Consider the following 14,679-nt stretch of genomic DNA (forward strand, 5'->3'; position numbering starts at 1 on the left):
TCAGATCCGGCTGTGGTCGACCAGCGGGGTGCGCGGGCCGAATGCCGGCTTGCGCGCCTGACCGGATATCTCGAGCAGCCGGATCGCCCGATAGCGGTGCGGGCGTAGCGGTTCGAGATACTCGACCATGCCCTCGTCGTCGAGCGGGCGGCCCAGCAGACTCCAGCCGACGATCGCGGCCAGATGGAAATCACCGACCGACAGCGCGTCGGCGTCACCGAGGGCCCGCTGCGCGATCTCCGCGGCCGTCCACACCCCGATCCCCGGCACCGCGCGCAGCCGCTCGGCAGCCTGCTCCGGCGCCATCGTCGCGGCGGCTTCCAGCTTCTCCGCCATCCGCGCGGCGGTGACGATCGTGCGCGAACGCTGCGGATCGACATTGGCGCGGTGATAGACCCAGGACGGGATATAGCGCCAGGTCTGCGCCGACGGCGGCACCCGCATCGGCGCGGGCGTCGGACCCGGCGCCGGTTCGCCGTACTGCCACACCAGCTTTCGATACGAACCGCGAGCGGTGACGGTGTGCACCCGCTGCTCGAGCACGGCCGGCACCAGGGCTTCGAAGACCAATCCGGTGCGGAGCATGTGCAGGCCGGGATGGCGCCGGTGCGCCTCGGCGATGCGGGGATGGTCGGGCGCGAAGCTGTCGAGCTCCTCGTCGACACACAGCATGCGGGGCAGCTGGTCGAGGAATTCCGGCGCGCCCGGGCCCCAGGCTCGCGCCGCGACCACATCGGTGCCGGCCTGGACGAGGCGGTAGGTCACCGGTCCGCTCGCCATGCGCGACGCTCGCCAGTGGGCGCCGTCGGGCGTGACGCGATGGCACGGGTCGCCCTGCCCCCGGCGCAGGGGAGCCAGGGTGTCCGCGAGGGCTATCGACCGGGAGGTGGTGAGGGTGCGGGCGTGGCCGCGTTCGGTGGCGCCGCGATTCGCCGGCGAGGCGTTCGTGTGCGGGGAACGGTGCCGGGGCGCGGTCACCCCGGATCTGGGGTCCTCGATCATCGGCCTGCCGCGTCCTCGCACCGACCCATTGTGCGCCGCCCGCGGGGACCGCCGAGCCGGGACCCGCCGGAGAAAGCCGCGCGGCGCCGGTCGGAACGATGTCTCGAGGAAACTCTCAGGTGGGAATATGGCGGACGTGACGGATTCGCGCCACCATGTAACGATACGATCACGCACGCCGATTTCGCTGGGGAATGATGTCAACAGCAATCATTCGGCAATGTCACAACGGAGGTGTCCATGCTTACCAACATCCTGAATTGGCTGCTCAGCGCGTGGGGTGGAGTATCCGCCGGGAGCTCGGGCTACCAGATTCCTCCGGGCACCCTGCCGTTCGGCAGCTGATCCGTCACCGCCCCCGCCCGCCGCGGTTCGACGCGGCGGGCATGCGCGGTCCGTCTCCGCCGCGACCTCGGAACATCTGAATCATCAATCGTTCAGATATTGCGCGAGATGCCGACCCGGCCGGCCGGCCAACTGTTCGGCTTGGGTTCGACAGGAAAATCCGTCGGCCAGCAGCGGTGTCGCCGCATCGGCCGCACGGAGCGCCGGAAGTAATCCGCCCTCCGCGACCGCGACCGAAATCTCGTAATGCCCGGATTGCATTCCGAAGTTTCCAGCAAGTCCACAGCATCCACTGATTTCGGTGATCTTCGCACCCGTCCGCCGTAATAACCGCCGGTCGGCGTCGAAACCCGTGACGGCGTGCTGATGACAGTGCGGCTGCACCACCACGGTGTCGCCCGAGCGGTCCGGCGGCTGCCACTCCGGTTGCTCCGTCAGGAATTCCGCCAGCGTGCGCACCGCGCGGGCGGTGGGGACCGAGCGCGGATCGTCCGGGAGCAACTGCGGCAGATCCGATCGCAGCGCGGCCGTGCACGACGGCTCCAGGCCGATCACGAAGCCGCCGGTCCGAACGTGCTCCTCCACCGCGTCGAGCCCAGCCCGCAACCGCTTGCGCGCCCCGTCGAGCTGACCCGTACTGATCCAGGTGAGGCCACAGCACACCCGGCGATCCGGAATGCGGACGCGATATCCGGCCGATTCCACGAGTTCGACGGCCGCCCAGCCGATGTCCGGGGCGAAGGCATCGGTGAAGCTATCGATCCACAGCATCGCCACCGGACCGTCCGGATGCCTGTCCCGACCGTGGTGCGCCCACTGAGCGCGGAACGAGCGCGGCGCCAGTCGCGGCGCCGGACGGCGCGGATCCATACCGGCCAGGCGCATACCCGTTCGCCGTAGCCATCGAATGCCGGTGAGCGCGTTCACCATTCGTGGCATTTTCGTGCCCACCGCCAGCCACCGCGGCAATCGGCCGAGGACATAGTGGTCGATCGGCCGCGGTCGTCCCTTGTACGCGCGGTACAACGTCTCGGATTTGTAGGTCGCCATATCGACACCGGCCGGGCAGTCGGACGAGCAGGCCCGGCAGGACAGGCACAGATCCAGCGACTGCGCGACCGCCTCGGCACGCCAGTCCAGGGCGCCGCGGACGACCTCCTGCAGGACCCGCGCGCGGCCCCGGGTGCTGTCCTTCTCATCGGCGGTGGCGAGGTAGGACGGGCACATGAAACCACCGGCCGAGCGGGTGTCGGCGCGACATTTTCCGACGCCGACGCAGCGGTGCACGGCCGCGCCGATATCACCGTCGGCGGGGAACGGGAAACCGCCCGCCGCCGGAACCGGCCGCAGCCCGGGCAGACGCAGGTGGGTGTCGACCGGTTCGGGCCGGACCAGAACCGCCGGGTTCAGCATCGCGTCCGGATCGAAAAGTGCCTTGAATTCGGCGAATACGCGCAGGGCGTCCGGTGAGTACATGCGCGACAGCAGTTCCGAGCGGGCACGGCCGTCTCCGTGCTCACCGGAGGCCGAACCGCCGTAACGGACGACGAGATCGGTGGCGTCGAACAGGAAGTCGCGGAACCGTTGCGGCGCACGGGCGATCGGAAGGTCGAGCCGGACGTGGATGCAACCGTCGCCGATATGGCCGTACAGCAGGCCGTCGACGCGGTGATCACGCATCAGCCGATCGAAATCACGGAGGTAGTCACCGAGACGTTCGGGCGGGACGGCGGCGTCCTCCCAACCCGGCCAGGCCGGTTCGCCCTCGGGCGTACGCCCGGCCAGGCCGGCGCCGTCGGCGCGAATCCGCCACAGCCGGGCGGCCGTCCCGGCGTCGGTGACGATCCGGGTGTCGAGAGCCGCACAGGCGGCGGTCACCGTGGCCGCGCTGTCGTACGCCGATTCCTCGGTGTCCCCGGCGAATTCGACGAACAACCAGGCTCCGCCGACGGGTAGTTCCGGTACCGCGCGCCCGTGCGCGCGCACGACATCGACCAGCCGCGCGTCCAGACCCTCGACCGCGATGGGACGGCCCGCCATCACCGCCTTTACATCGTCGGCGGCGGCAGGCATATCGGGATAACCGAGAACCGCGACCGCGGTCGCGTTCGGCAGCGGGACCAGATCCACGGTCGCGTCGAGAACGAGGCCGCATGTGCCCTCGGACCCGACGAACGCCTTGGCGATCGACGCACCGCGTTCCGGGGTCAGATACTGCAGGCCGTATCCCGAGGCCTGCCGATCGAAGCGGCCCACCTCGGTGCGCAGGGTCGCCAGATTGCGGCGCGTGAACTCCGCCAGCCCGGGCACCACCGAGAGATCGGCGGCCAGTGCGCGCTCGGCGCCGGTGCCGTCGAGGATGCGCAGCTCACGCACGGTATCGGAGGTGCGGCCCCAGGACACCGCGCGCGGGCCGCAGGCATTGTTGCCGATCATGCCGCCGAGGGTGCAGCGGTTCTGCGTCGAGGGGTCCGGCCCCAGCCGCAGGCCGTGGTGTCCGGCGGCCCGCTGCAGGCCGGAGAGCACGACGCCCGGCTGCACTCGGGCACAACGGCTGTCGGCGTCGATGGACAGCACGGCGTTCATGTACCGGCTGAAGTCGAGCACCAGTCCGGGCCCGATCGCATTGCCCGCCACGGATGTTCCGCCTCCGCGTGCGGTGATCGGCTTCCCTTCCTCGCGGGCGAATCGCACGGCCGCGGCCACATCCTCGTCGCCGCGCGGGTAGACCACCGCCGCCGGGAGGACGCGATAGTTCGAGGCGTCCGAGGAATACTCCGCGCGGCGGCGGGCGTCGTCGTCGACCTCGCCGTCGATCCGGTGGCGCAGGGCCCGCACCCAGGAGTCGGTCATATCGCCAGCGTAGAACGCGAGCACCCGTCCGCTCACCGCTCGGGATCGCCACGCGCGGCGAGGCCCGTTCGACCGGGCGCGTGCCGCCGAGCCGGTTAGGGGAGCAGGACTATCTTGCCGAGTCCGTGACCGGTTTCGCTGTCGCGCTGGGCGGCGGCGGCCTCGGACAGCGGGTAGGTACGCGCGGCCCCGGGGAGGCGGAATTCGCCCGCGGCGACCGCCTGCGCGACGCGTGCCACGATGTCGAGGGCGGGGCCGCCGGTTCGAGCGAAGAAGGTGACGCCCTTGTCGGCGGCGGCGCCGTCGGCGATGGTGATGATCCGATCGGTACCGCCACGCAATTCGATTGCGGCGTCGAGGAATCCGTGACCGGCGCAGTCGTAGACCGCGTCGACGCCGTGCGGCGCCAGCTCGCGTACGCGCTCGGCGACGCCGGGACCGTAGGTGGTCGGGATCGCCCCCAGCGTGCGCACGATCTCCTGGTTGGCGGGCGAGGCGGTGCCGACGACCGTGGCGCCGCGAGCCCGGGCCAGCTGCACCACGAACGCGCCGACCGCGCCGGAGGCGCCGTTCACCAGCAACGTCTCGCCCGACTTCACGGCCAGTTCGTCCAAGCCGGTACCGGCCGTATTGGCGGCGACCGGGATGGCGGCGGCCTCGGCGAACGACAGCTCGGCCGGTTTGGCGACGAGTTGGGTGCCCAGCGCGTACTCCGCGTAGCCGCCGCCCTGAGCCCAGCCCAGCACCTCGTCGCCCGGCCGGAACCGGGCCTCGGGTCCGGCGGCGTCGACCACGCCGGCGATCTCGAATCCGGCACGGCGGGGGAATTCGGGCGGACCGGGCATCAGTCCGGCGCGTATCTTCCAATCGGCCGGATTGACCCCGGCCGCCCGGATCGCCACCCGCACCCGGTCTCCGGTGGGGTCCGGAATCGGCACCTCCACCTGCGTCAACACCTCGGGCCCGCCCACTCGCTCGTACTGGATCGCTCGCATGCTGTGGTTCGACGACATGACCACGACCTTAGGAGACCGACGACCGGCAGCCGGGCGCAGCGCCGCAGCGCACGTCACCCGGCGCGTTTCGCTCGTGGCGAACCGGGACTACTTGCTCTCAACCTTTGTTGAGGTCTTAATGTCGGTGGCCCGGGGTTGAATGAACCCGGCAGCGGAAGGAGATGCGGATGAGCATCGAATCGGTCGCGTGGAGTCAGCTGTACCGGCAGGCGCACGCACCCCAGCAGCGGCGCGGTCTGCGCCGGGAGACGGCCGCGCGCATTCTGCGATTCGCGCGCCCGCATCGGGCTCAACTCATCGGCTTCCTGGTCTTCAGCATCGCCTCCGCGTTGCTCACGGTGGCCAATCCGGTGCTGGCGGGGCGAGTGGTCAACGACATCGTCGGCCATGCCGCACCGCGCTCGGTCCTCACCCTCGCCGCGGTGATCGCACTGGTCGCCGTGCTCGACGCGGGCCTGGGCATCGTGATCCGGTGGTTGTCCGCGCGGATCGGGGAGGGGTTGATTCTCGATCTGCGCACCGCGGTATTCGATCACGTGCAGAAGATGCCGGTCGCCTTCTTCACCCGCACCCGCACGGGAGCGCTGGTCAGCCGGCTCAACAACGACGTGATCGGTGCGCAGCGCGCGTTCAGCACGACCTTGTCCGGCGTGGTCACCAATATCGTGACGCTGCTGTTGACCGTGGCGGTGATGGTGCGGCTGTCCTGGCAGATCACACTGCTGGCCCTGATCCTGCTACCGCTGTTCATGTTTCCCGCGCGCAAGATGGGCACCCGGATCGCGAGCATCCAGCGTGAGGCCGCCCAGCTCAACGCCTCGATGAGCACGCAGATGACCGAGCGGTTCTCGGCACCCGGCGCCACCCTGGTGAAGCTGTTCGGACGGCCGGATCAGGAATCCACGGAATTCGCGGTGCGGGCCGGGCGGGTGCGCGATATCGGCGTCCGGACCGCGATGCTGCAGACGGTGTTCGTCACCGCGTTGACGCTCGTGTCCGCGCTGGCCGTGGCATTGGTCTACGGCCTCGGCGGCTGGTACGCACTGCGCGGACAGCTCGACGCCGGCGCCGTGGTCGCGCTGTCGCTGCTGCTGACCCGGCTCTACACCCCGCTGACGGCGCTGGCCAGTGCGCGGGTGGACATCATGTCGGCGCTGGTGAGCTTCGAGCGGGTCTTCGAAATTCTCGATCTGAAGCCGCTGATCCAGGATGCGCCGCATGCGGTGGCGGTTCCGGCAGGCCCGGTCTCGGTGGAATTCGACCGGGTGCGTTTCGGTTACCCGTCGGCCGACAAGGTCTCCCTCGCTTCGCTGGAGGATGTGTCGACGCTCGATCATCGCGGCGGCAGCGAGGTGCTGCACGAGATTTCGCTGCGCGCCGAGCCGGGGCGGATGATCGCCCTGGTCGGGTCCTCCGGCGCGGGCAAATCGACCATCGCCCAACTGGTTTCGCGGCTCTACGATGTGGACGGCGGCGCGGTCCGGCTGGGCGGCGTCGACGTGCGGGACCTGAGCACCCGCTCGATCCAGGACACGGTCGGACTCGTCACCCAGGACGGCCATCTGTTCCACGACAGCATCCGCGCCAATCTGCTGCTGGCCCGGCCCGAAGCGAGTGAGACGGAGCTGTGGGACGCGCTGGAGCGGGCGCGGTTGCGCACGGTGATCGACGGGCTGCCCGACGGTCTGGACACCGTGGTCGGCGAACGCGGATATCGGTTGTCCGGCGGTGAACGGCAGCGATTGACCATCGCCCGGCTGCTGCTCAAACAACCGCGGGTCGTCATCCTCGACGAGGCCACGGCGTCACTGGACTCCACCTCCGAGGCCGCGGTGCAGGAGGCCCTCACCGAGGCACTGGAGGGACGGACCGCCCTGGTCATCGCGCACCGGCTCTCGACCGTCCGGAACGCGGACGAGATCCTGGTGATCGAGGACGGCAGCATCGTCGAGCGGGGCAGTCATGCGCAGCTGCTCGCCGAACAGGGCCGGTACGCGGAGCTCTACCGCACCCAGTTCGCCGACGATACGGAAGTCGCTGCGGCATAAGGTCTCCGGCGTGGAGGTGCGGTTCGCACCTCCACGCCGGAATCCGTCCCTACAACTCCGCCGGGACGACAGCCGCACTGTCGTCGGCGGCCGCGGATCTCCGGGAAGTGCCGGCGGTCGACGGTCCCGCGATTTCCGCCGTATCGGAGCGATCCGCCGTACCCGGACGCGTCCCGCCCGCGGTCCGGCTCAGGCCGACGAAGCCCAACGCGAGCACGCCCAGTCCCGCGCCGATCCAGCCCACCACCGAGTAGTCCGCCCCGGCAGCGATGGCGAGTCCACCCAGCCAGGGGCCGAGGGTGATGCCGATATTGAACGACATGACGTTGCCCGCCGCGCCGAGCGTTCCGGCGGCCGGGGCGAGGGCGAACACCCGGCTGTTCAGCACCGGATTGGTCCCGAAACCGAAGGCGCCCAGCAGGAACGACACTACGACGACCGCCGCCCCATAGTGCGCGGTCAGCGCGAGTATCACCGAGGCGAGCACCAGACCCGAGATTCCGACAGTGAGGCTGCGCAGCGGATGTGCGTCCGCGGTGCGTCCGCCGATCACGATGCCGGCGAACGAGCCGAGGCCGTAGACACCCAGCACCACCGGCACCCAATTCGCACCGATCCCGGTCGTCTCGGTGAGCAGGGCGCCGAGGTATCCGAAGGTGACCAGCAGCGCGGCGGTGGCCGTCACGGTGGTGGCGTACAGCAGTGCCACCGGACGGGTGGCCAAGGCGCGCAATTCCTTTCGCACCGGCGGCGCCTGCTCGGCGCGCTGTTCGGGCACCGCGATCGCCACCGCGACCATCACCAGCGCGCATCCGGCCGCCACCGTCCAGAACGCGGCCCGCCAGCCCAGATGCTGACCGATGAAGGTGCCCGCGGGGAGGCCGAGAATGGTCGCGATGGTCAGGCCGCCCGCGACGACGCTCATCGCCCGCCCGCGCGCTGTCGGCGGTACCAACTCGACCGCGGTCGCCGCGGCCGCCGACCAGAATCCCGCGTATACGAAGGCGCCGACGACGCGGGTGCCGACGAGAACGCCGTAGTCGGCGGTCAGCGCCGCGACGACGTGTGTGGCGACGAAGAAGGCGAGGAAGGCGAGCAGTGCGGTGCGCCGCGACCAGCGCGCCGTGAGGACGGCCAGAATCGGCGCGCCCACCAGCATGCCGACGGCGAAGGCCGAAATAAGCAGTCCGGCTTGTGGAACGGTGACACCGAGATCGGAGGCCATTCCCGTGAGCAGGCCGGACAACATCATCTCCGAGGTGCCCTGCGCGAATATCGCCAGGCCCAATATGTATACCGCCGAGGGCATTTCGTTTCCCTTCTTATTTTGGATCATTCAGTTCAAAATGCGGGCATGCGTAGCCGCGACTCACCGCCGGAACATGTGACGGACCGTCCCGGCCGGTCGATCAGAGGCAGCGCAGGGCGACCTCCGCGATACCGGCCAACGCGTCCCGGGAGGCGCCGCCGCGCGCCGCGACCCGCATACCGCCGATGGTGGCGACGACGAATTGGGCCAGATCGGACGGATCGGCTCCTTCGTCGACCTCGCCCGACGCCTGCCCGGCGCGAATCACGCCGACCAGCGCGGACATCCGACGATCCAGATCGGCACGCAGCATCGCGGCGACCTCGGGATCGCGGGGGCCCATCTCGACTGTCGTGTTCACGACCAGACATCCCAGCGGATCGCCCTCGGGCGCATCCACCACACGCCGCAGCAGCGCCTCGATCTTGTCGCGCACCGAACCGGGACCGTCGAGCAATTCGAACGTATCCGCGTTCTTGAACTCCATGTAATGCCGCAGCGCACGCTCGAACAGGTCATGCTTGCTGGTGAAGGTGTTGTAGATACTCGAGCGGCCCAGACCGGTGGCCGCACAGAGGTCCTGGGTGGACGTGCCCTCGTAACCGGCGCTCCAGAAAGCGCGCATGGCCGCGTCCACCGCCCCTGGTTCGTCGAACTGCTTGGGTCGTGCCATGCGGTCAGGCTAACACGTTTTGGATAGATCAGTTCAAAATCCGGGGGAGAGAATGGCGGGCGTTCGATCCGACGCCCGCCGCTCGATCAGAATTCGCCGGCCACCGCCAGAACGGTGCGGCCCGAGTGGTGGCCGGCGCGGATGGCATGCAGCACCGCCTCGGCCTCGGTGATCGGTGCGATATTCTCCAGCGTCGACAGATGCCGGGGCTTCAGATCCTTGCCGAGCCGTGCCCACAGCGCGCGCCGCTGGTCGATCGGGAAGTTCACCGAATCGATGCCGAGCAGGCCGACTCCACGCAGGATGAACGGCATGACGGTGGTGGGCAGTTCGGTCCCGCCGGTCAGGCCGCTGACGGCTACCGACCCGCCGTACCGGACGGTGCTGAGGATGTGGGCGAGTGATTTACCACCGACGCTGTCCACCGCGCCGGCCCACTGCGCCTTACCCAGCGGGCGAGGCTTCGCGTCCGGATCCTCGGGCAGGCGGCCGATCACCGCGGCCGCACCGAGGGTGGACAGCAGTTCGCCCGCATCGGTCTTTCCGGTAGAGGCGGTGACCTCGTAGCCGAGGCCGGACAGGATGTCCACCGCGACACTGCCGACGCCGCCGGTCGCACCGGTCACCAGCACCGGCCCGTCACCCGGGGCCAGTCCGCGGTCGAGCAGTGCCTGCACGCTCATGGCCGCGGTGAATCCGGCGGTGCCGAGGGCCGCTGCCTCGCGCGGGCTCAGGCCCTCCAGCTTGACCACCCATTCGGCGGGTACGCGCGCGTATTCGGCGAAGCCGCCGTTGTGCGCGACACCGATCTCGTAACCGTGCGCGATCACGAGATCACCCGCCGTGAAGGCGGCATCCTCGGAGGCCACCACCTCGCCGGTCAGGTCGATGCCGGGGATGATCGGGTAATTGCGCACCACGCCGCCGCGCGGAGTGATCGCCAGCCCGTCCTTGAAGTTCGCACTCGAATAGTGCACCTTGATCGTCACCGTGCCCGGCCCGAGGAAGTCTTCGCCCACCTCCTCGCGGGTCAGTACCACGCCGTCGTCGGTCTCGTGCGCAACCATCGCCTGGAACTGCATGCGTCCGAGCATAGGAGGGCGGACGCCTCGCGGCTACGACCGACTTGCGGCCGCACCCCGTTCGGCGCGGAGGTGATCAATGCCCGAATGCGGCGACCCCTACCGGACCGACACCGACGCACACATCCAAACCGGAAGTACGAGAACCGATTCGCAGCACCTCACCGCTGCCGACCACATGGACGAACACCGTGTGGACACCCGCACGCACGGGCGCCACCACCGTCTCGCCGTGTTCCATCGCCATGGTGAGGCGGCCGTCCCGATTCGCGAAATAGTTGATCTGCGCGGTCCACCCGTGCTCGATCATGGGCCCGTCCAGCCACAGCGCCACCGGGTCGGAGCCGTCGATGCGGTATCCGCAGCCGGGTTCGGGACCGGCGAGAATGCGGCGATTCCACCAGACCGAGGCATCGACGAGTTTGCCTTCGTCGGTGATCATCCGCAGGTGCGGTGTGGACGTGCCGAAAGCACCGTCCGGGGCGATCGGGCCCAGCACCTGGGCGATGAGATTCTGCGGATAGGTCATCGGCGTCAGCACACCCCACGGCACCTCCTGCTCCAGGAGCGGTGCGCCGTCCCGATCCGCGAAGGCCGCACGGGCATTCGTGAGATAGGTGCGCGTGGGGGAGATTTCCCACGAGCGCGCGAACGAGACGGTCGTGTAGACGCTGCTCACCACGAAGGCCGCTGTCAGCACGATCGCGACTGCTCGAGAAGCAATCACCGCACCGGGTGATTTCGGCCCGATCGCGGCCGGGTGCCGGCTCGTTGTTCGCGGCCGCGCAGCAAGCAGCAGAGCGGTCGCCGCTGCCAGCACCACCGCCACGTCGGCCAGATAGCGCAGCGACTGCATGAGTTCGGCGGCGGTATTGGGGCCACCGCGGATCAGCACGATCGGAAGCGCAACGGCGAGAACGTATCCCGCGATCAGGATCCACACCGGTAGCACGCGACGGCGCAGTCGCAGTGTCACCAGGACCACCGCGGCGAGGATCAGCCAGGCGGGCACCACGGTCCACCCCGGCGGCGTAGCCCACGGTGTCGACGGCAGCCAGCGCGCCCAGACCCATGGCCCGCCCAGCAGGGTCGGGACGATCCCCAAGGAAGTGGCGCTGTGCAGAAGTCGCCGCGCCCCGGCCAGGCTGGTGTCGACCGCGATGTGGTCGGCGACGGTGAGATAGGCCGCGCCCCAGCCCGCCAGGATCAACGCCGAACCGGCCCACAGCGCCGCGCCCGTGCGCGCCACGTCGCGAATCGACGCCCACCCGCTCGGGCCGCCACGATCGCCCGCCCGCTCTGGGTCCTCGGGAAGTGCGGCGGCCTCACCGGGGTCCGATTCGTTTTCGCCCACAGGCGAATCCGCATCGACGGTGCGGGCGCCGACGAGGTAGCGCTCCAGCACCGCGACCGCGAACGCGACGAACGGCACCACCACCGCTTTTTCGAAGAACAACAGCCCCACGATCAGCACCAGCACACCGGAGATCGCATATCGGCCCCGGCCGGTGCGCACCAGCAGCACCGCATCCGCGATCACCCATGCCAGCGCGAACTGCAGCGGCAGCGCATTGAGCGAAGCCGCCCACCAGGCGAAGGCCGGAAGAGTCAGCGGACAGAACAGATAACCGATCAAGGGAATCAGCACGGCCCAGCGGACCGCACCGGCTCGCCGTGGGACCAGTACCAGCAGCATGCGCAGCACCGCGACCGAGGCCGCGAGCTGCAGCAGCAGCATGGTCACCACCGGGCCTGCCCATTGCAACGGCGCGATCCGGGTCACCAGCCACGCGGTGGCGAAGGCCAGCGGCATGAAGTGGCCGTCGTGGTCGTAGAGCAGTAGGTCGGCGGACCAGAGCGGATAGCGGTCGGCGCGGCCCACCAGGATGAGATCGTCCCAGTAGAAATAGCCGCGCCCGGCCACCCAGCCGCGCAACCCGATCTGCGCGAGGATCAGCAGTACCGCCACCAGCAGTACGCGACGACGGGTCACCGCGCGCAGACCGGCGAAACCCGCAGTACGGCGGAGTCCCGAGAATCCGCCGGATGGGCCGCGCGGCACCGCGGGCGCCGATCCGAGGCGGTCTGCGGCCGACGAGCCGCGCGGGGCGAGCTCCGTCGTGCTGTCGATCCGAATGCCGGACGAGGCGATCTCCGCGCGACCTCCGCGCACCTCGCCACGCCGCCGCGCCGACCACACCGGGACCGGCGCCCACCCGCGTGCGAAGCCGGGCGCCGAGAACATGGCACCCCACCCTAGTGGCCCGCGACCGGGTTCGCTCGTGGCGACGGCTCAGTCCCTCACTCGAAGACGGGGGCGCGCTTGCCGAGGAATGCCGCGATGCCCTCGGTGCCGTCGGGCGAATCGGCGCAGGCGGAGATGAACGCCGCCTCGCGCGCGGTCTGCTCCTCGAGCGTGTGCGAGGAGCTCACCAGCAGCAGCTTCTTGACGCTGGCATTCGAATGCCGGGGGCCCGCCACGAATTCCGCGACCAGTTCGTCCACGGCGGCGGCGAGTTCGGCGTCCGGCACCACGCGATGCACGAGATTCCACTCCAGCGCCTCGGCCGCCGTCAGGGTGCGGTTGGTGAGCATCAGTTCCTGCGTGCGGCGCAGGCCGATCAGGCGCGGCAGATAGTAGGAGGCGCCGCCGTCGGGACTCAGCCCGGCGCGGGTATAGGCCATGGTGAACGCCGCCGATTCGCCCGCGAGTACCAGATCACCGGCCATCGCCAGACTGAATCCGGCGCCCGCGGCGACACCGTTCACCGCCACGACCAGCAGGGCATCCATCCGGGCGAACGACGAGAGCGCCTCGTGCAGGTCGTCGGCCAGGCCCTTCACGTAGTGGCCGGCGCCGCCGCCCTGGGCAGCCATGGCCTTGAGGTCGCCGCCGGCGGAGAAGAACCTGCCCGCACCGGTCAGCACGACCACCTTCAGCGCGGGATCGTCCACACACTGTCCCGCGATATCGGCCAGTTCCCGGCCGAGGACGTGGTCGATACCGTTCGCGGCCTTCGGCCGGTTCAGGGTGATCCGGGCGACGGGGCCGGTGCGCTCGAAAGTGATCGTCTCGTACTCGCTCATGGGCTGCCTTTCGGTCGAGTCTGCGGGCCCAGCATGACAAACGGCCGCACCGCGTGCGACGCCGCCACCACCGAGACATATCCGGCAGCCGGGCACGGAAACGCGGAGGCCCGGGCTGTTGCGGGACTCGGGCTATTGCGGGACGAGTTCGAGTCGCACCCCGAGCAGCCGGACCGGCCGATCGAGTTCGAAGCGGTCGACGATCTCGAGTGCGACCGCGGTGATCGTCTCGGCATCGATCGTCGGTTCGGGCAGCTTCTTCTGCTTGGTGCGGGTGTAGAAGGTGTTGGTACGCACCGTGACCCCCACCCGGGTGCCGATCCGGCCGGCCGCGGCCATCTCCTCCGCGACCTCGCGGGCCAGCCGCGCCACCTGGGCGCGAATCTCCTCGCGATCGGTCAGATCATGCGGGAAGGTCTCGGATTTGCTGCGGCCCACCGGAATTCGCGGCTCGGTCACCACATCGGTATCGCCGGCGCCGTGGCCGAGCACCCAGAGATACGGACCGGTGGCCGGACCGAATTCGGCGGCGAGGACATTTCGGTCGGCGGCCGCGAGCTGGGCGACGGTGTCGATGCCCAGGGCCGACATTCGCTGCGCGATGCGAGTGCCGATACCCCACAGCGCGCTGGTCGGGCGGTGCGCCATGAGTTCGTTCCAGTTCTCGGCGGTGAGCCGGAAGATTCCCGCACCGGGCTCGGTCCGCGGCGCCACCGCTGCCTCCCCTTCCGAATGCTCCGGTCCCGCAACCTCGTCAGCAGCCGTACCCTCGACCTCGGTGTCGGTGCTGTCCGCGACCTTCGCGTCCGTTCCTTTGCCGACGCTCTTCGCGAATCCGGTCGCCAGTTTCGCGCGCAATTTGTTGTCGCCGATACCTATCGAACACGTGAGGTTCAATTCCGCTATCGCGCTGCGGATTTCGCGTGCGAGCGATTCGGGATCGTCGGTGTCGGCGGCGAGGAAGGCCTCGTCCCAGCCCAGCACCTCGACCCGCACCGGGAACCGCCGCAGCACCTCCATGACTTCGTCGGACGCCTCCTCGTAGGTGGTCATGTCCAGGGGCAGGAACACCCCGTCCGGACATTTGCGGACCGCGGTGCGCAGCGGCATTCCCGCCCGCACGCCGAAGGCACGCGCCGGATACGACGCGCAGGTGACCACCTTGCGCGGTTCGTTCGGATCTCCGTTGCCGCCGACGATCACCGGCTGCCCACGCAGCTCGGGATGGCGGCGGAACTCCACCGCCGCCTGGAATTGGTCGAGG

The 14,679-nt window shown here is 69.5% G+C and carries 10 protein-coding genes; 1 reads left to right on the plus strand and 9 read right to left on the minus strand.

Going from position 1 to position 14,679, the window contains the following annotated elements; all coding sequences use genetic code 11:
* From RJ03_RS26950 to RJ03_RS26960, 3 genes are all read right to left on the minus strand, one after another.
* Positions 1-1,002 carry a DNA-3-methyladenine glycosylase family protein gene (locus RJ03_RS26950; RefSeq protein ID WP_245552396.1) on the minus strand — a complete coding sequence of 334 codons (1,002 nt, stop codon included), beginning with the start codon at positions 1,000-1,002 and terminating at the stop codon, positions 1-3.
* Between the two features lie 429 nt (positions 1,003-1,431).
* The gene (locus RJ03_RS26955) at positions 1,432-4,200 is read right to left on the minus strand and encodes an FAD-binding and (Fe-S)-binding domain-containing protein (RefSeq protein WP_036507298.1); all 2,769 of its coding nucleotides are present in this window, start codon (positions 4,198-4,200) and stop codon (positions 1,432-1,434) included.
* Between the two features lie 95 nt (positions 4,201-4,295).
* Positions 4,296-5,195 carry an NADP-dependent oxidoreductase gene (locus RJ03_RS26960; protein ID WP_036507301.1) on the minus strand — a complete coding sequence of 300 codons (900 nt, stop codon included), beginning with the start codon at positions 5,193-5,195 and terminating at the stop codon, positions 4,296-4,298.
* 188 nt (positions 5,196-5,383) lie between these two features.
* Between RJ03_RS26960 and RJ03_RS26965 the strand changes: the two genes are divergently transcribed.
* Complete coding sequence (locus tag RJ03_RS26965) at positions 5,384-7,264, plus strand: ABC transporter ATP-binding protein (RefSeq protein WP_036507304.1); 1,881 nt, start codon at positions 5,384-5,386, stop codon at positions 7,262-7,264.
* 49 nt (positions 7,265-7,313) lie between these two features.
* Here RJ03_RS26965 and RJ03_RS26970 read toward each other — a convergent pair whose 3' ends face one another.
* The 6 genes from RJ03_RS26970 to RJ03_RS26995 all read right to left on the minus strand — a co-directional run.
* Positions 7,314-8,573 carry a Cmx/CmrA family chloramphenicol efflux MFS transporter gene (locus tag RJ03_RS26970; RefSeq protein WP_063820450.1) on the minus strand — a complete coding sequence of 420 codons (1,260 nt, stop codon included), beginning with the start codon at positions 8,571-8,573 and terminating at the stop codon, positions 7,314-7,316.
* 100 nt (positions 8,574-8,673) lie between these two features.
* Positions 8,674-9,246, minus strand: a complete 573-nt coding sequence (locus tag RJ03_RS26975) for a TetR/AcrR family transcriptional regulator (RefSeq protein WP_036507280.1) — start codon at positions 9,244-9,246, stop codon at positions 8,674-8,676.
* Between the two features lie 86 nt (positions 9,247-9,332).
* A complete protein-coding gene (locus RJ03_RS26980) occupies positions 9,333-10,328 on the minus strand; it encodes an oxidoreductase (protein ID WP_036507309.1) in 996 nt (331 codons plus the stop codon).
* A gap of 76 nt (positions 10,329-10,404) precedes the next feature.
* The gene (locus RJ03_RS26985; RefSeq protein WP_245552398.1) at positions 10,405-12,573 is read right to left on the minus strand and encodes a hypothetical protein; all 2,169 of its coding nucleotides are present in this window, start codon (positions 12,571-12,573) and stop codon (positions 10,405-10,407) included.
* 56 nt (positions 12,574-12,629) lie between these two features.
* Positions 12,630-13,415, minus strand: coding sequence for an enoyl-CoA hydratase/isomerase family protein (locus RJ03_RS26990; RefSeq protein ID WP_036507283.1), 786 nt, complete (start codon positions 13,413-13,415; stop codon positions 12,630-12,632).
* Positions 13,416-13,547: 132 nt separating this feature from the next.
* Positions 13,548-14,679: DNA polymerase IV (locus RJ03_RS26995; protein ID WP_036507286.1), on the minus strand; the 1,132-nt coding region annotated here is incomplete at its 5' end.

The organism is Nocardia aobensis NBRC 100429, from assembly GCF_000308375.1.
In the GTDB taxonomy this organism is placed as follows: domain Bacteria; phylum Actinomycetota; class Actinomycetes; order Mycobacteriales; family Mycobacteriaceae; genus Nocardia; species Nocardia aobensis.